General features: G+C 51.6%; 13 protein-coding genes. 4 read left to right on the top strand and 9 right to left on the bottom strand.

Going from position 1 to position 17,630, the window contains the following annotated elements; genetic code table 11:
• Positions 1 to 926 precede the first annotated feature (926 nt).
• The 3 genes from EH228_RS12395 to EH228_RS12385 all read right to left on the bottom strand — a co-directional run bounded on the left by EH228_RS12395 (position 927) and on the right by EH228_RS12385 (position 3,584).
• Entirely contained in the window at positions 927 to 1,382 is a 456-nt protein-coding gene (locus tag EH228_RS12395) for a winged helix-turn-helix domain-containing protein (protein WP_152321965.1), read from the bottom strand.
• Between the two features lie 389 nt (positions 1,383 to 1,771).
• On the bottom strand, positions 1,772 to 2,794 hold the full coding sequence (locus tag EH228_RS12390; RefSeq protein WP_152321964.1) for a LacI family DNA-binding transcriptional regulator: 1,023 nt from the start codon (positions 2,792 to 2,794) through the stop codon (positions 1,772 to 1,774).
• A gap of 226 nt (positions 2,795 to 3,020) precedes the next feature.
• Positions 3,021 to 3,584, bottom strand: a complete 564-nt coding sequence (locus EH228_RS12385) for a DNA-3-methyladenine glycosylase I (RefSeq protein WP_152321963.1) — start codon at positions 3,582 to 3,584, stop codon at positions 3,021 to 3,023.
• Between the two features lie 487 nt (positions 3,585 to 4,071).
• Between EH228_RS12385 and EH228_RS12380 the strand changes: the two genes are divergently transcribed.
• The gene (locus EH228_RS12380; protein WP_152321962.1) at positions 4,072 to 5,298 is read left to right on the top strand and encodes an MFS transporter; all 1,227 of its coding nucleotides are present in this window, start codon (positions 4,072 to 4,074) and stop codon (positions 5,296 to 5,298) included.
• 81 nt (positions 5,299 to 5,379) lie between these two features.
• On the opposite strand, the gene EH228_RS12375 is transcribed toward EH228_RS12380, so the two are convergent.
• Genes EH228_RS12375 through EH228_RS12365 form a run of 3 tightly spaced genes read right to left on the bottom strand, consistent with a single transcriptional unit; the run spans position 5,380 to position 11,170 of the window.
• On the bottom strand, positions 5,380 to 6,864 hold the full coding sequence (locus EH228_RS12375; RefSeq protein WP_152321961.1) for an efflux transporter outer membrane subunit: 1,485 nt from the start codon (positions 6,862 to 6,864) through the stop codon (positions 5,380 to 5,382).
• Positions 6,857 to 10,000, bottom strand: coding sequence for an efflux RND transporter permease subunit (locus EH228_RS12370; RefSeq protein WP_152321960.1), 3,144 nt, complete (start codon positions 9,998 to 10,000; stop codon positions 6,857 to 6,859). Before EH228_RS12370 ends, EH228_RS12375 begins: the two co-directional genes overlap by 8 nt.
• A gap of 9 nt (positions 10,001 to 10,009) precedes the next feature.
• Positions 10,010 to 11,170: an efflux RND transporter periplasmic adaptor subunit gene (locus EH228_RS12365; RefSeq protein ID WP_152321959.1), complete on the bottom strand. Its 1,161-nt coding sequence runs from the start codon at positions 11,168 to 11,170 to the stop codon at positions 10,010 to 10,012.
• A 367-nt stretch (positions 11,171 to 11,537) separates the two neighbouring features.
• On the opposite strand from EH228_RS12365, the gene EH228_RS12360 reads away from it, so the two are divergent.
• Complete coding sequence (locus EH228_RS12360; RefSeq protein ID WP_152321958.1) at positions 11,538 to 12,134, top strand: TetR/AcrR family transcriptional regulator; 597 nt, start codon at positions 11,538 to 11,540, stop codon at positions 12,132 to 12,134.
• Positions 12,135 to 12,309: 175 nt separating this feature from the next.
• Here EH228_RS12360 and EH228_RS12355 read toward each other — a convergent pair whose 3' ends face one another.
• Both EH228_RS12355 and fdhE read right to left on the bottom strand, forming a co-directional pair.
• Positions 12,310 to 12,921, bottom strand: coding sequence for a glutathione S-transferase (locus EH228_RS12355; RefSeq protein WP_152321957.1), 612 nt, complete (start codon positions 12,919 to 12,921; stop codon positions 12,310 to 12,312).
• 49 nt (positions 12,922 to 12,970) lie between these two features.
• Entirely contained in the window at positions 12,971 to 13,894 is a 924-nt protein-coding gene (fdhE, locus tag EH228_RS12350; RefSeq protein ID WP_152321956.1) for a formate dehydrogenase accessory protein FdhE, read from the bottom strand.
• Positions 13,895 to 14,321: 427 nt separating this feature from the next.
• On the opposite strand from fdhE, the gene fdhD reads away from it, so the two are divergent.
• Positions 14,322 to 15,137 (top strand): formate dehydrogenase accessory sulfurtransferase FdhD, encoded by an 816-nt coding sequence (gene fdhD, locus EH228_RS12345; protein ID WP_420841462.1) that lies wholly within the window; start codon positions 14,322 to 14,324, stop codon positions 15,135 to 15,137.
• A 186-nt stretch (positions 15,138 to 15,323) separates the two neighbouring features.
• On the opposite strand, the gene EH228_RS12340 is transcribed toward fdhD, so the two are convergent.
• Positions 15,324 to 16,094: a DeoR/GlpR family DNA-binding transcription regulator gene (locus EH228_RS12340; protein WP_152321954.1), complete on the bottom strand. Its 771-nt coding sequence runs from the start codon at positions 16,092 to 16,094 to the stop codon at positions 15,324 to 15,326.
• Between the two features lie 181 nt (positions 16,095 to 16,275).
• Here EH228_RS12340 and EH228_RS12335 point away from each other — a divergent pair, with 181 nt between their 5' ends.
• Positions 16,276 to 17,616, top strand: a complete 1,341-nt coding sequence (locus tag EH228_RS12335) for an aspartate aminotransferase family protein (RefSeq protein WP_152321953.1) — start codon at positions 16,276 to 16,278, stop codon at positions 17,614 to 17,616.
• Positions 17,617 to 17,630 lie beyond the last annotated feature (14 nt).

Genomic DNA, 17,630 nt, shown 5'->3' with positions numbered 1-17,630 from the left:
CTGGATGATGTTTGGTTTTGTTAAAGAAATTTAACAAAGTATGCTCCAGCCCTGATTGTTCCGGTGAGTATCCGATACTTATGATGCACTCTCCATAAGTCTTTTTATTGTAACTGTTTTTTTATACTGAATAATAACTAGCTCTTATGACAATAAAATATGGGCATGTTAGACATAGAGATTAATGCCCCGTCGCTATTATGCTTTATTGTTATCCCTATGCTATTATTGGGGACGATAAAAAAAGGTGGAAGCATTTTATTTATTTCTGTGTCGAGGTTATTCTGTTCCGGAAGTTTATTAATAATGTTGTATGATTTTAAGATGTAACTTTCCCCTATTTTATTATAGTGAAAGTAAACGAATTTTCTCACGTTTTCATTTTGGTTGATACTACCAGTGATATAAATTCTTCCAGTGCCATCTTTCATTTGCAATGTCGACGTTCCGGAAAAAATCCCTGCAAGACTATTAATCGTTATTTCTCCACTACAACTCTTCAACTCCGTGCTGTCTTTATCTGGGATTAATCTATAATGGATCATTGATAAGATTAAAAATAATGTTAAGGAAAAAATATTAGTTTTCATGATTTGTATAAATATATCCTTTGCATTGTGCATCAGAATTTATGCGGGCATCTTTATCACAAGAAAATATGGATATTTCCTGGCTGGACTTACGTGCGGTAAAGAATGGCGAACGGCCATCTTCACAGAGATGAGTATGTTCTGTAATGAGTCTTATACTATTATTTATCTTTTTTTGTTCTTTTGGTTGATAAATGCTGCACGCCAAATTCCTGGTTTCCGCTATTTTTTCATAATTTCCGAAGAGAATGTCTTCAGAGGAAAATTCGAATATCATTGCAATATTGGCTATAATTATTGCAAGACAACATGCTTTATATTTGCAAAAATGTTTTTTTATTTTTTAAAAAAAACGGATATTTTCCTTTTTATAACGATTTTAGTGTTGTTTTTCGTATCGGTTTCGCTGTCTGCCTGACTATCCGTTTTGATGTTTGTTTCTTGATATTGTTCAGCACTCTCTTTGGTTAAACCATCAGAGGTTGGAATGACTTTTTTTTCCTCTACCAAAAGACTGGATGCCAGCAGTAACCCTTTCCGGTTAATGGTTCTTATAATTTCACCTTCAAGTCCGACTTCAATTAGATTCTTTCTCAGAGTCAACACCATCTGGTACAACGCGTTGGCGGCAACCATTTTATGGCGCGCTTCCCAACAAATCTCGATGAGATCGTTCTGCGATATTACGTTACCGTGGTACTTGACCAGGGCGAGCAGGCAGCGATTGGCCGGGGTGCCCAATTGACATTTAACGCCCTTGTTATCATTAATCAATAAACCTTTTTCAGGCATGAATATGACCTGATTATCGAAAATGTAGGTATGATTAAAATTATTTCTATCTAACAAATTTTTAACCTTGAACGTTCTATTGGATTGAATAAATTTAATTTCTTATCAATTTTTTTATCAATGCACATTTTTAAATTATGGTTTTTTCTTGCCACGTATATTGGTGTTGAATTTATCTTTTTTCTGTCAGATCAGAAAGTTAATTTTTTATCTGATTATTTCGTTCAATTGAATCGTATTATGAACGGCAATGTTAAATAGATAATAGCAGTTTTATCTTAAACGGCAGGATAACAGCTTGTCTCGTTTAATTCGAGTAACGGGGCGTAAGAACTCGTCTGAAAGTTGTTTATCTCACGGGAGGCAGGGGGTTGTTCTCTTTTTCGGTTTTATTCCTTTCTTGTGGAACCTCGCACAATGAGTTCACCGGAATAGACTTGTTCTTTCGCCGGCGTGTTATCCCCATCAATACGACGAATAACCTGCTCCAGCGCGGAATAACCAATTTGCCAGGTCGGCTGTTTTAGCGTGGTGATACCGACACCGGCCAGTTCAGCCCATTCCAGTTCATCAAAACCCAGCAGACCCATCTGTTCGCCCCAGATCAGTCCCAGTCGCTTCATTGAGCGGGCAACCTGAAGGGTTAACGCCCCATTGACCACTAACAGGGCACAGCGTTCCGTCCGATGACGCTGATAAAAATCGGTCAGAATTTTATCGAGTGTGGCAGGATCGTTTAACGTTACTTCAGCCTGTTCAGCATGGTAAGCAGGGTGGCGTTTCATCACGGTATTGAATGCGTTCAGACGCTCATTCCTGGTATTGACCAACCCCAGCGGCTCGGTGACAAACAGTAGCGACCTGTAGCCCTGATCGAGCAGATGCCCGGTAGCCAACTGGGCGGCTTCGCTGTTGTTCAATCCAACAACATCGCAGTTAAAGTCCGGAATTTTACGGTCAATCAGCACCATTGGCAGCAAGGTTTGTTGCAGATGATTGAGCACTTCTTCGTGCATGCCGACGGCATTAACCACAATCCCTTCCACCTGGTAGCTACTTAGCAGATTCAGATAATACTGTTCCTGATCCACCTTGTTATTGGTGTTACAGATTAACAGAGTGAAGCCCCGTGCACGGCACGCCGCTTCAATGCCGCACATCACATCCACCGAGTAAGGATTCGTAATATCTGCAATGATCAACCCGATTAACTTTGTCCGTCCACGTTTCAGACTCCGCGCCATCTGGCTTGGGCGATAATTGAGCGCCTCAATGGCTGTTTTGATCCGCAGTCGGAGATCGGTGGAAAGGACGTGTTGTTCGCCATTGAGGTAGCGGGAGACGCTGGTTTTGCCGGTTTTGGCGGTTTTGGCAACGTCGCTAATAGTGGCGCGTGCGGCCTTGCGATTCATGGTATTCCTTGAACAAGTGATTTTTGCTGTGAGGCCGCAATAATTGCTGCCTTTAATATCCTAAGATAGCCTGAAATGTTGTGGGATGGATCGAGCCATCATGATGTACATCAGCGAGATCATAGCGGCATCGTTATATTTAACGGACTCAAAGAGGCCCGTTAATTACGATTATGCCAGCTGATTGGGGGGAAAGATGTTATCTGATTAATCATTATAAAAAACCTTATTTCAGATTATCTGGATGGCAAAAACAGTTGGTGGTGTGGTCGTTAATCAAGCCGCAGGCCTGCATAAACGAGTAGCAGGTGGTTGTGCCAACGAATTTGAAGCCGCGCTTTTTCAGTGCTTTTGCCAGTGCATCAGAAGCCGGGCTGAAGGTCGGGGCCGCCCGATAATCGGTATAGCGATGGATGAGCGGCTTATGTTCAACAAATTGCCAGATAAATGTCGCAAACGCTTCGTCTGCGGCTTCCATCGCCAGCAGGGCTCGGGCATTAGCGATGATGGCGGAAATTTTCCCCCGGTGGCGGATAATGCCGCGGTCTTGCATCAGCCGGTCGATATCTGCGTCATCCATCTGCGCCACAACGTTGGGATCGAAGTGATGAAAGGCCTGGCGATAATTCTCGCGTTTTTTCAATATGGTCAGCCATGACAAACCGGCCACTTGCCCTTCCAGACAGAGCATTTCAAACAGTTCGCGAGTGTCCGTCAACGGCACTCCCCATTCCTGGTCATGATAGGCGATATAAAGAGGATCCGGTGAAACCCAGGCACAACGTTGCACAGTAAAATTTCCTTAATTCATTCGGGTTAACAGGTTCTGTTGGGGACATGTTATCCCTGTGTTGCCCCTTACGTATTATGTCGACTGGCGCAATCTCGATACCGCATTCTCTGTGCACGATGCAACGGCTCACATTCCAGAATCAGGCGTATTCGTCGTTTGATATTTCGGTGGTTCTGCGCCACAAGGTTATGCAGGTCCACTCTACCTGATGGTGATGATTTAATCTTCTGGTTTGTCGGCGTGCCCACTCTGATATGTGTCACCGTGCCCATTAATTTGTTTGGGATTTCAGATTGGTATACCCTTTTTGCATAAATACAGGCTGGCGACCGCTTAATGTCTCAGATGCTCCAGATACATGATCCACTCAGGAAGAGTATCCCCTTGCTCAATGTTGGCTCCGGCAGTCGCTGGCGTTGGTCTTTGACCGACGATCGCCGGGGCCTGCGAGTTCACGGCTTAACACTGATCGGAATGCTATAACATGGACGGTGCTCAGGATCGTGAGTGGCTCCCCGACGCGGGTCCCTGGAAACGCAATCTGGCTGTCTGCGTCTTCGGTTCTTTCACGACGATCGTGGCAATGACACTATTGCTGCCTTTTCTGCCCCTCTATATCGGGCAACTTGGCGTGACGGAGCATGCGGCGATTGTTCAGTGGTCAGGTATCGCTTACGGGGCGACGTTCTTCACCGCCGCGTTGACGGCCCCTCTTTGGGGGCGGCTCGCGGATCGTTATGGCCGCAAGCTCATGCTGATCCGGGCCAGCCTTGGTATGGCCATCGCCATGTCGCTGATCGGCATGGCGCATAATGTCTGGCAACTGGTCGCGCTCAGGCTGCTGGCCGGTTTGCTTGGGGGTTATGCTTCCGGTTCCACCATACTGGTTGCGGCGCAAACGCCAAAGTCCCGCTCAGGCTGGGCGCTCGGCATTCTTTCCGCAGGCATCATGGCGGGTAATCTTGCCGGCCCGCTGATTGGCGGATTATTGCCGCCGCTGATCGGTATCCGTGCGACGTTTCTGCTGGCTGGAAGTACCATCTTCATCACCTTTTTAGGAACCCTTTTCCTGATCCGTGAGGAGGCGCGACCCCCGAAGGCGCGGACCCACAAGCAACGGGGCGGTTGGTCTCAGATCCCGGATAAGCGCCCGATCATTGCCATGCTGGCGACGGGATTACTGCTGATGGTGGCCAACATGTCAGTTGAGCCCATCATCACGGTTTATGTCGCTCAGTTCGTTGCGTTATCGCGGGTGACGTTCGTGTCGGGCCTGGTGATGGCGGCGGCGGCTTTGGGGAGCATCCTGTCATCTACTTATCTTGGGAGACTGGCTGATGGTGTTGGCCACTGGCGAATGATCATCGCCTGTCTCGCTGCGGCAGCATTGCTGCTGGCTCCACAGGCTTTTGTGGTGAGCGGTTGGCAGCTTATCATTCTACGTTTGCTGATGGGCCTTGCGCTTGGCGGTTTGTTGCCCTGTATCGCGAGTGTTATTCGCCACAATGTGCCGGATAAAATCGCCGGCGGCATTCTGGGCTACTCGGTGTCGGCACAATATGCCGGGCAGGTACTCGGTCCGCTCGGTGGCGGTTTCGTGGGGGGACATATTGGCATGCGTGCTGTCTTCCTCGCAACAGCCGTTCTGATGGCCGTAGGAGCGATCGGGAATTTTATCATCGAGAAACGACATCGTGATCGTAGACGTTAACCTGTTGTGCGACGGAAATATTATCAGATAACATGATATAAAACAGCATGTTATCTGATTTTTCGCTTAATGTGAAGAGGGTTAACTGACCGGTGATGTTACAGGTCGGGTGTCGCTATGTCTGGCGGTCGTGGCGTCGCGCCCATTAGTGCTCCAGTCTCCTCCCAGCGCTTTGTATAGCGTTATCAGGTTGTTTTGTCTGGCAAGTTGGGTCTCTATCAAGGTTTTCTGCGCACTGTACAGCGTACGCTGAGCATCCAGTACTTCCAGATATCCGGAGATACCATTGTCATAACGCGCTTTAGCCATGTCGTAAGAGGCCTGAGCGGCACTGACTCGTCGTTGCTGGGCGCTCAGGCGACCATCAAGAGATTCTCTCTGGTCCAGCGCGTCGGCGACCTCACGAAATGCCGACTGAATGGAATGTTCGTACTCAGCAACCGCGATATCTCGATCAACTTTAGCCACTTCCAGGGATGCGGTCAGGCGGCCGCCGCTAAAGATAGGCAGGTTGATCTGCGGAGCGAAACTCCAGGCACGATTGCCACCGTCAAACAAGCTGGATAATGAGTCACTGGCCCGGCCTATCCCTGCGGTGAGTGTAATGCTGGGAAAAAAGGCGGCGCGTGCGGCACCAATGTTGGCGTTGGCCGCCATCAGCGTGTGTTCTGCTGAAACGATGTCAGGCCGACGTTGCAGCAAATCTGATGGTAATCCCGCCGGGATGTCCTGCCGTGCGAGCATATGGTCCAGCGGTTTTACAAACTGTATATCGCCAGGCAGAGGTGCCCCGACCAGCAGTTCAAGTGCATTACGATCTATTGCTACCGCGTTTTCCATCGACAGCACCTGATCTCGTGCCGATTCCAGTTCCACCTCGGACTGTCGTAGTTCCAGCTCTGAGGTATCGCCTGTTTCGAACCGTTGGCGCTGCAAGTCATACGTTGACTGGCGGCTTGCAAATGTGTTTCGTGCTAACGCCAATTGCTCTTTATCGGCGTTCATATTCATATAAGTGGTTGCAACTTCAGTTATCAGGCTAATGCGAGCACTGCGTTGTGCCGCCTCTGTGGCCAAATATTGTTGCAGCGCCTGATCTTTAAGACTTCGCACTCGGCCAAACAAGTCAAGTTCGTAAGCACTGACTCCAACGTTCAATTGATAGGCATGACCCACGTAAGAGCGACCGGTTGTTGAGATTGACGCCGGCGTTCGTCCAGAACTGCCGTCCCCATTGATGCCTATGTCAGGCATCAACGCTGAACGCTGAATATTATATTGCGCTCTGGCTCTGGCGATGTTCAGGGTGGATGTACGCAGGTCGCGGTTATTATCCAGCGCGAGTTGAATAATCCTTTGCATCTGTGGGTCGGCAAACAATGTGCGCCAGGGGATTTCGGCACTGCTGTGCGAGGCCGTTCCTTGTTGGCCTGCGGGCCATTGTTTGGCAACAGGCGCTGTGGGTCGATGATAATCTGGCGCCAGGGTGCTTACGCACCCTGTCAGTAGAACAGGCCCGGTTAATATGGGGAAAAGCCATCTCCATACAGGATATAACTTACTCATGAGAATCAACCTCCTGCTGTGATTCAGACGGGTCCTGAGATTTTTTATTCCGCTTCTGGAAAAGTGACGACACCAGGACGTAGAACAGCGGGATGAAAAAGATAGCCAGAAATGTTGCGGTGACCATACCGCCAACCACACCCGTACCAATGGCGTGTTTACTCCCTGAGCTTGCCCCACTGGAAATGGCGAGCGGCAATACCCCCATGGTGAAGGCCAGTGAGGTCATGATTATCGGGCGCAGGCGCAGGCGTGCCGCCTCTATGGCTGCCTGTACCAGTGTACGACCGCCTTTCTCGTGCAAATCCTTGGCGAACTCGACGATCAGAATAGCGTTCTTGGCTGACAGGCCGACCGTGGTCAACAGGCCGATTTGGAAGAACACGTCGTTCTCCATCCCGCGCATCAGTGTGGCGATGACGGTACCGATAACGCCCAATGGGATGACCAGTAACACCGACAGGGGGATAGACCAGCTCTCATACAGTGCAGCCAGACACAGGAATACCGCGATGATTGACAGCGCATACAGCGCAGGCGCCTGTGAACCAGATAGCTGCTCCTCATAGGACAGGCCGGTCCAGGCCACACTGACGCCGGTAGGCAGTTTTGCGGCAATTTCCCCGACGGCTTTCATCGCGTCGCCAGAACTGTAGCCAGGCGCGGGCTCACCCAGGATTTCTACCGCCGGGACGCCATTATAGCGTTCCAGTTTCGGCGAGCCTTTGATCCACTTGCCGCTGGCAAAGGAGGCGAAAGACACCATTTCACCATTGCTATTGCGCACATACCATTTGTTGAAATCCTCTTCGGTGATACGGGCCTGGGGAATCCCCTGGACATACACGCGCTTGATACGGCTTCGATCAAGGAAGTTATTGACATAAGAGGAGCCCCAGACGGCCGACATTGTCGTGTTGACTTCGTCGAGACTGACGCTCAATGCTCGCGCTTTTTCATCATCAATCAGGACCTGATACTGTGGTTCGTCGTCTTTACCGTTCGGACGAACCATCGTCAGCGCCGGGTTTTTAGCTGCTTCTTCAAGGAACTGCGCACGAGCCTGCATCAGATGCTCATGGCCTAATCCGCTGTAATCTTGCAGGAACAGGTCAAACCCCGTGGCGTTACCCAGTTCCATAATTGCTGGCGGCGCGAAAGCCAGTACGGTGCCTTGCTTGATCTGACTGAAACGTTTCATTGCCCGCGCCTGTAGTTCGAACACGCTGCTCTTGCGCTCTTCCCAGGGTTTGAGCTGGACGAATGCCAACCCTGAGTTCTGGCCGCGACCCGCGAAGCTGAACCCGCTTACAGTAAACACCGACTCGACGGATTCCTGTTCTTCTTTTGCGAAATACTGCTGGACCTGAGTCAGCGCGGCATCAGTTTCATTCAAGGTGGCATTCGACGGCAATTCGACCTGCACAAACAGCGTGCCCTGATCTTCATCCGGCAGGAACGATGTAGGAATCTTCGGGAAAAGGTACGCCAGTGCGCCGACGATCAGTAAAAACATCAACATATAGCGTCCACGGCCCGCCACAAATCGTGATACGCCGTTTTCATAGCGCTGGGCATTGCGTTCAAAAGTGCGGTTGAACCAACCGAAGAAGCCCTTTTTCTCCTGGTGATCGTGAACCGGCTTAAGGATTGTCGCGCACAATGCGGGTGTGAAGATCAGCGCCACCAGTACCGATAATGTCATCGCGGTCACGATAGTCAGGGAAAACTGGCGGTAGATAACCCCGGTGGAACCGGCGAAAAACGCCATCGGTATGAAAACCGCTGACAGTACCAGGCCAATACCCACCAGCGCGCCGGAGATTTGGTCCATCGACTTGCGTGTGGCCTCCAGTGGCGACAGCTTCTCTTCGACAAGAAGACGTTCGACGTTTTCCACCACCACAATGGCGTCGTCCACCAGCAGACCGATGGCCAGCACCAGACCGAACATGGTCAGGATATTGATCGAAAATCCACATGCCGACATGACGCCAAAGGTACCCAACAGCACCACCGGCACCGCCAGCGTGGGAATGAGCGTAGCGCGCAGATTCTGTAGGAACAGGTACATGATGAGGAATACCAGGATGATGGCTTCGATCAGCGTGTGGGCGACGCCTTTAATCGATTCGCTGACGACAGGTGCCGTATCATACGGGTAGATAATTTTAACGCCAGGCGGCAGGGTTGGCGCTAACTGGGCCAGTACGTTACGCACCGCTCCGACCGCATCCAGAGTATTGCCACCACTGGCCAGACGCAGTGCGATACCAGAGCTGGGACGCCCGGCTGACAAGGTGTTGAAGGTATAACTCTCCGAGCCAAGGGCAACTTCGCCCACATCGCGTAGACGGACCTGGGAACCGTCAGGATTGACCTTGAGCAGGATATCTTCGAATTGCGCCGGGGTCGTCATTAACGTTTTACCGACCACGGTAGCGTTGAGACCCACCGTTGGGCCGGAGGGACGACCGCCGAGTTGACCCGATGACACCTGAACGTTCTGTGCTTCGATGGCCGCCATTACGTCACTGGGCATCAGCTTATAGTTATTGAGTTTGAGTGGATCGAGCCAGACGCGCATCGCGTTTTGCGCCCCCAGGACAAAGAAGTCACCCACCCCTTTGGTACGGCTAAGCGGATCCTGCAATTGTGAGACGATCAGGTCACCTAACGCATAGTTGTCTAGTCGGCCGTCCTCAGAGACCAGGGCTGCAATCAACATAAAGTTGACCTGGTACTTAATGACGCGCAGACCGAGCTGTTGAACCGCTTGCGGTAACATAGGGGTAGCCAGTTGCAGTTTGTTCTGTACCTGTACCTGGGCGATGTTCGGATCCACGTCTTGTTCGAACGTGACCACGATGGTTATGCTACCGTCTGAATTACTTTCGGATCGTATGTAGCGCAGCCCATCCAGGCCATTGAGCTGCTGCTCGATAACCTGAGTAACCGTATCCTGAACGGTTTGCGCGGATGCACCAGGATAACTGGCCGTGATGCCAATGGCGGGCGGAGCAACATTGGGGTATTGATTGACCGGTAACCGGGTGATTGATAACACGCCAGCCAGCATGATAACGATGGCGATGACCCAGGCAAATATGGGGCGATCGATAAAGAATCTGGACATAGGCTCCCCTTATTTACCGCTATCTGGCGTGGATGATTTAGCGGAATGGTCCACGATAGAAGCTGTTTCAGCGGCAGGAACGGGTTTTACTTGCATACCGGGCTGCACTTTCTGGATGCCATCGACAATCACCCGGTCGCCTACTTGCAGGCCATCACGGATCAGCCATTGACCATCCACGCTGCGATCAGTCGTCAGGGAGCGTTGTTTTACGGTATTTTTTTCATCCAGAACCAGCGCGACGGCATTTCCCTGGGTATCACGGGTGACACCGCGTTGTGGGATCAGCAGCGCCTGATCACGGACCCCTTCCTGCAATTCAGCACGCACGAACATCCCTGGGAGCAGGACCCCATCCGGATTAGGGACGATCGCCCGTAGAGTTACCGCTCCCGTACTTTCTTCGACGCTGACCTCCGAGAACTGCAGTGTGCCTGAGTGCGGGTAAGCTCTTCCGTTATCCAGTTTTACGCGGATTTCCGCCTGGTCTTTACCCACGTTCTTAAGCCGACCGCTGGCTAAATCTTCCCTGAGTTCAAGCAACTTTGTCGCTGGCTGAGTGATATCAACGTAGATCGGGTCAAGTTGCTGGATAGTTGCCAGCGCCTCGGTCTGGCTGGCGGTGACCAACGCCCCTTGCGTCACTGCTGAACGCCCGATGCGGCCAGATATCGGGGCGATTATGCGGGTGTAATTCAGGTTGATACGCGCACTTTCCGTCGCGGCTTTGGCCTGAAGGTACTGGGAACGTGCATCGTCATACTGTTGCTGACTGATGGCGTGTGTTTGTAACAAGCGCTGATAGCGTTCAAACAGCAGTCGGGCTGACTCCATACCAGGCTCGGCGCGCGAGAGCTCGGCTTGGAAGGGCGCCGGATCTATTTGATAGAGTACTTCGCCAGCCTTGACGTCCGATCCTTCCCTGAACTTGCGTTGCAGCAGAATGCCGCTGACTTGGGGACGCACCTCAGCTATTAGAAATGCATTCGTGCGACCGGGAAGTTCCGTAGAAAGGCGTACAGACTGCGGTTCAACCGTGACGATACCTACCTCAGGCAGCGGGGTGTCTGAGGTGGCAGAAGAGGTCTTATCGCACGCAGATAGGGCAAAGCAACTACCGATGATTAGCGCTGCACAGATCCCTGGGGGCAATTGTTTCCTTGCCATCATTTTATGACTCCTGTTCATTAAATGCTCTCTGAAGTAATTTTTTAGGTTGGTCAGCCGACCTGGTTTGCCGTGAAAAAAAATAGCCTCAGCCGTTTTACAAAATAGTAACCTTAAAATAGATTGAATGACCAGCCTATAATTATCTAAAAATTTTGTGATCTGGCGCACATGAGTATCCTGGCAGGGTTGCCTCTTTGATACAGTCGTATCAGCGTGTCACCGATCCTTGACAGGATTAGCTCACTGTTGAACGATTAAGGTGTTTAGAACACATTGCTCCTGTTGAGGTTTAATGTTTCCTGAATGGCCGTTTTCTGAGATGTTCAGTATGCCTGGATGTGTGTTCGGGACTTTTTGAGGATAAGATATGGCAGTGACTAAAAAACCAGGCGATACCGCAATCGGCCGGCGCCGTAAGGAGCAAGTGCTTGAAGCAGCGGCGGATTGTTTTCGCCGCGAAGGCTTTCATCGCAGCAGCATGGCGCAGATTTCTGCCGCAGCCAGTATGAGCTCCGGCCATATTTATCATTATTTCGGCAGCAAGGAAGGAATAATTGAGGCGATTGTCTCGCGTGAGCGTAGCGAGCTTGGACTGTTGCTTGAAAGGACCAGGGAATCCATGCAGCAAATGGATGCTGTCTCGGCAGTCGTTGATACCACCTCAGACATCATTCCTCATTACCTGGATAAGGGGAATGCGGCCCTGAAGATGGAAATTCTTGCGGAAATGGCGCGGAACCCGTCAATAGCCTCTCTGGTCGAGCGTTATGATCAGGAGGTTTTCCAGGAATTTTATGCGTTGCTTGGTAGCGACTCGCCAGAGGCGAAATCGCGTTGCGAAATTGCGTCGGCATTGTTGGAGGGACTTTCAGTGCGTGCGTTGCGTAATCCGCATTTGCACGACATTCTTGACTACGAAATGGTGCGCAATGTCATCCGCTATGTTCTCACATCGCCAAAGTGAGCCTGTTTGCGTTAAGATTCTCGCTGTGTGCTGATACACTCTTCACCGGTTAACTCATTAATAATGGCTTTAAGAATCACCGTTTATGCACATCTCGAACACGGTGATATTGTTTTTGCATGAAAATCAGCGCGGGCAATCGATCAACAGGTGCCCGCAACTCGCTGTATGACGGTCAGCTTGCTGGGGGTACCGTGCGGGCAAAACTGTCACGTTCAAACATCTTTTCTGTCAGTTTCACCAGCGCCGGGCGTTGCACATTCCAGTTCGGCAGAATGTGGCGAAAAGTGATAAAGCCGATCAGGCAGGCAGTGGCGATGTCTGCCACATTGATCCGCCCGCTGTTCAGCACCGTGCCTTGTGCGGCTTCTTTTTCCAACGCGTCCAGACCGCGCTGAATTTTCTCACGCTGACGCGACAACTGGCTTTCCATCTGTCGTTCCAGTGGGCGCATCTGCTCAAGCCGCAGGAGCACCGCCGCATCACCAATACCGTCTGCCAGCGCCTCCAGTTGCTGAACTTTCAGTGCCGCCAGTTTTTCACGCGGGATCAGTGTCGGAGCAATATCCAACTGCTCAAGATAAGCGGCGATGATATGAGAGTCATACCAGATCTCATCCGGCCCGGTCACTAGCGCAGGTCCTTTACCCAATGGATTGTACTGTGGGACATGGCTTTCATCTGCCCACGGTGATTCATTGATAAACTCAAAGGTAATGCTTTTTTCCAGCAGAATAACGGAAATTTTACGCACGAAAGGACTGGTATAACTGCCGATGAGTTTCATTGCGTGATTCTCCAGTGGTCGGCGTTAAGTGAACGGGGTCCGTAAATCATTACCCCGGAAAAAGAAAAGGATTCAAACTGCTGCGTGAAAATCCTTCCTGTTCCATGCGGGCGTCCAGCACCAGCGAGGCAAGGTCATCGGCCACGGGTTCTACTGCCGGGTCTTTTTCCTGATACAGCATTTTCATATAGGTACCGCAGTCGCCACAACTTTCCGCTTTGACGGGCATTCTCTCACTGTCCAGCGACCAGTAGTGCAGATCGTGGCGTTGTTCGCAATTGCTGCATTTGGCGTGCGCCACGTACCACTCGCTTTCGCACAGGTTGCAGTGCAGATAGCGCAACCCATCAGGTTGTGAGCCCATATGGATGATGCTGGAAACCGGCACACTCGCGCAGACTGGGCAAAACTGGCGTTGTTCACCGTATTCGGCATGCGCTTTACCCGGGATCAGTGCAGCCATCTGGGCCCAGTAAAGCGACAATGCAGCCCAAATAAAGGGGGATTTATCGCTGCTGACCTGAGCAAAATTATTAGAAAACAGGGCAGAGGCCATGGTTTCCAGCTCCTGAGTCGAGGCTTTTTCAAGATTTTCCAGTACCGCCAGTGCCTGGCCGGTCATCTCAGGCTTCAGTTCAGCGATCAGCGAATGTAACAGGCGTCGCCAGTGTCTGTCTCGGGGCAGAGTATGAATATCCAGCGGCGGTGTACCGCTGGCTGCTGTTTCCACCAATCGTGGATGCAAATCCATCATCAGGGGATGGTCATACAGCACAATCTCCTGGGCGGTGGCGATAACCGCCGCGAAGCGCAGATAATCACCCAGCGGATTTTTCTCCGCCAGTTGACGTAAGCGTGCAGCGCGGCGGGAATACAAATTTTTCAGTGTAGGGAAAAGTAACGGTGGAATCATATCCGCCGTTTGGGGGGCGTCTTTCTCCCACTGTTCTTGCAGGATTATGCGAATACTCATCAGGGATGCTTTTCCTGTTATTTCGGATACCGTTCGCGAATGGCTCAATACCGCGCCAGACGAATATCAGGATGTCGAGGGCTCCGGCGAAGTAAAGACCGCTGAGAATAACGTTGCTTTGCCAGCAGCGATAATCAACGGGGGACGCTGTCCAGAATACGCGTTTCTACCCGAAATTATAGTGCTCGCTGTGACTCACTTCCTCGTTTTGCGTCATTTTAATGCCTGTTTTTTGTTCAAAATAGCGCGTCCTTGTCGTCATATTGCAATTCCAGCCCGCTTGTTTGTGCTGCTCGTGGAGACATTTTTTGCGGTATCGCGTCGACAGGTTCAGAATCGCAGAAGAAATTTTGCATCCGTGTGGGCGAAACAGACCGCCGTGTTGATCGGCCATTGTTGTTGGATGAGGAGCTTACAGGTGGGGAAAATGAGTGACGGTGACCAAAATGTGAGTGAGATAGCCGGACTTAGCCGGGGGCAGGTCTGGCCGCGAGAGGCCTTACAGACGGCAACAGAAGACTGGCTGGCTGATGAGGTGCCGGTGGCCCTGGTGTATAACGGGATCTCTCATGTGGTTATGATGGCGACGCCGAAAGATCTGCAGGCGTTCGCGCTGGGTTTTTCACTGTCGGAGGGCATCATCTCTTCACCTGGTGATATCTACGGTATGGATATTCATGCCGCCTGCGGCGGTATTGAAGTCCAGGTGGAGCTGTCCAGCCGGCGTTTTATGGCGCTGAAAGCGCAGCGCCGTGCAATGGCTGGCCGTACCGGCTGTGGCGTATGCGGGGTGGAACAGTTGGCGGAAATTGGCAAACCCATTCAGCCGTTGCCGTTTAGCCAGACTTTTGAGCTGAACCTGCTGGATACAGCGTTAGCGCAGCTGAAAAACTATCAACCCGTCGGGCAGATGACGGGCTGTACTCATGCCGCCGCCTGGATAATGCCAGACGGCAATCTGGCCGGTGGCTGTGAGGATGTTGGTCGCCATGTGGCGCTGGATAAGCTGTTGGGTAAACGTAGCCAGCAGAATCACTGGCGGCAGGGCGCAGTGCTGGTTTCCAGCCGGGCCAGCTATGAGATGGTACAGAAATCGGCGATGTGTGGCGTGGAAATCCTGTTTGCCGTTTCCGCCGCAACAAAACTGGCCGTTGAAGTGGCTCAACGTAGCAACCTGACGTTGGTGGGCTTCAGTAAACCGGGCCGTGCCACCATTTATACCCATCCGCAGCGGTTACGCTGAATATTAACGTCATAACGTAAACTTCAACGGGTTGAATTAAAATCACAACGTGATCATGTGAATATTTATTGTGAAGATACCCCTTGAGCTTTCAGTGTCGGAAGAGAGAGCCTTTAGCTTTGCGCGCCACGATGGGACATCATCAAAGCCGCCTTCTGTGAAGACGGATGTTATGGGCTCGGGTATTTAAGCGAGCACCACTTTCGGCAGTGTTTTCTGTAAGGCGGCGAACGCAGGCAGTGAAACAGCCCCGTGGTCGGTCACTAACATCGCGACGTCATTGATAGCGGCATAATTCATCCGGCTGGTGAGCCCTAATTTGCTGTGGTCAGCCAGCAGGATCAGTTGATCGGCCTGGTGCGCCATGGCGCGGGCAATCGCCGCTTCGTGTGGCTGAAAACTGCTGGCCCCGTTCTTACTGTCGAGTCCCACCGGTGACATCATCGCCACATCGGCACGGTAGCGATATATTTCGCCGACGGTCAGTTCACCGCGGGTTTCCTGCGCACCCGCCAGCATATTGCCGCCCAGCAAAATAATCGTGTTATTCAGTGATTCATGTTCTTCTGTCGCGGAGAGTTTCAGCGCGGCTTGCAAACTGTTGGTGATGATCGTCAAACCGGACATGGTACGCAGTTCTTCGGCCAGCATGGTGGTAGTGCTACCCGCATCCAGGAACAACGTTTGTCCTGGTGTTAATCGCTGCGCCGCGGCGCGGGCAATCGCTCGTTTTTCCCGCGCCCGTACTGCACTGCGTACGGTCAGAGGGGGTTCGGCGTCCAGTGCGATCAGTCCACCGTGTACCCGCCGGGCGACACCTTGTGCTTCCAGTTCAATAATATCCCTTCTGGCTGTTTCCCTGGAAATCCCCAGTTCTTTGATAATTCGCTCGGTGCTGACGTGGTTGAGCGTGGTCAGCAGGGCACGGATACGATGGAGTCGCGTTTCCTGAAGCATGTTTTTATTTCCTTAACCAGACGGGATAAACATAGCCTAACTGACATTAGCGGTGTGTGCATGTGTATTTTATTGTATTTGTGTATTTTGTTGCATTTTCACAAAAATTTGCCATGATAAAGGCAGACCAGGCCACCCGGCCTTATGCTCACAGCCACCTTTTATCGTAACGGGAGTTATCATGGCTACACGTTCGACCATCATGGATACCAACAGCTTTCGCGCCGAGCACGCCGCCGGTCTGGACGCTGACATCCGTAAACTGACCGATAAACGCAGTAAAGTACTGGGTGAGTCTTACCGTCTGTTTTATCGCAAGCCAGTGCATCTGGTGCGGGGAGAAGGGCAATATCTGTGGGATGCGGCCGGGAATAAGTATCTGGACGTGTACAATAATGTGGCGAGTATTGGTCATTGCCATCCGGCGGTAATTGCGGCGGTTTATCAGCAGATGCAGCAGCTCAATACCCATACCCGCTATCTGCATGAACGTATTCTTGATTATTCGGAAGAGCTCCTGGCAACCATGCCTGCCGAAATTAACCGGGCGATGTATATGTGTACCGGTTCTGAAGCCAATGATCTGGCGATTCGCGTGGCGCGAGCCTTCAGCGGCGGTAGCGGGATTATCGTCAGTCAGGAAGCCTATCACGGCACCAGTGACCTGACTTCCGGTGTCTCCCCAGCGTTAGGCTCCGGTCAACCGTTGGCCGCGACCACTCGTCTGGTTTCTCCACCGGATCACTACCGTGTCAACGCGCCTGATCTGGGTGACTGGTTTGCCAATGAAATCCAGAAGCAAATCGACGATATGGCCGCGCATGGCATTAAATTCGCGGGTTTCCTCGCCGACTCGATTTTCTCTTCAGATGGGGTGTTGCCAGGGCCAAAAGGCTTCCTGAAAAAAGCAGTCGAGGTGGTGCATAAAAACGGCGGAATCTTTATTGCTGATGAAGTGCAGCCTGGTTTTGCCCGCACCGGTGAGGCGTTCTGGGGCTTCGCCCGTCATGGCGTGGTCCCGGATATTGTCACCACGGGTAAACCAATGGGCAATGGTATTCCGGTGTCCGCCCTGCTGGCGAAAAGCGATGTGCTGGCGGCTTTCAGTGATGATATTCCTTACTTCAACACCTTTGGCGGCAACCCGGTCGCTATGGCGGCGGCGCAAGCGGTGCTGAAGGTGATCAAAGAAGAAGGGCTGCAGGAACACAGCCGGGTGGTGGGTGAAAAGCTGCTGGCCGCGCTGTCCACGCTGAAAGAGAAGTATGAATGTGTCGGTGATGTGCGCGGTGCTGGTTTGTTTATCGGTTTTGAGTTGGTGACCGACAAGGCCAGCAAGACGCCGGATAAGCAACTGGCGCTGGATGTGACCGAAAAGCTGCGTGAAAACTACGTGCTGACCTCGGTTGCGGGTCCATACGGCAACGTATTGAAGCTGCGTCCACCGTTGGCATTCCAGGAAAGCGATATCGACTGGCTGGTGGGCGCGCTGGATAAATCGCTCGCCGCGTTAGGAAAATAATCGTCAGACCGGAC

This window comes from Erwinia endophytica (genome assembly GCF_009295515.1).
GTDB lineage: Bacteria > Pseudomonadota > Gammaproteobacteria > Enterobacterales > Enterobacteriaceae > Erwinia > Erwinia endophytica.
This window is presented reverse-complemented; position numbering and strand designations above follow the sequence as displayed.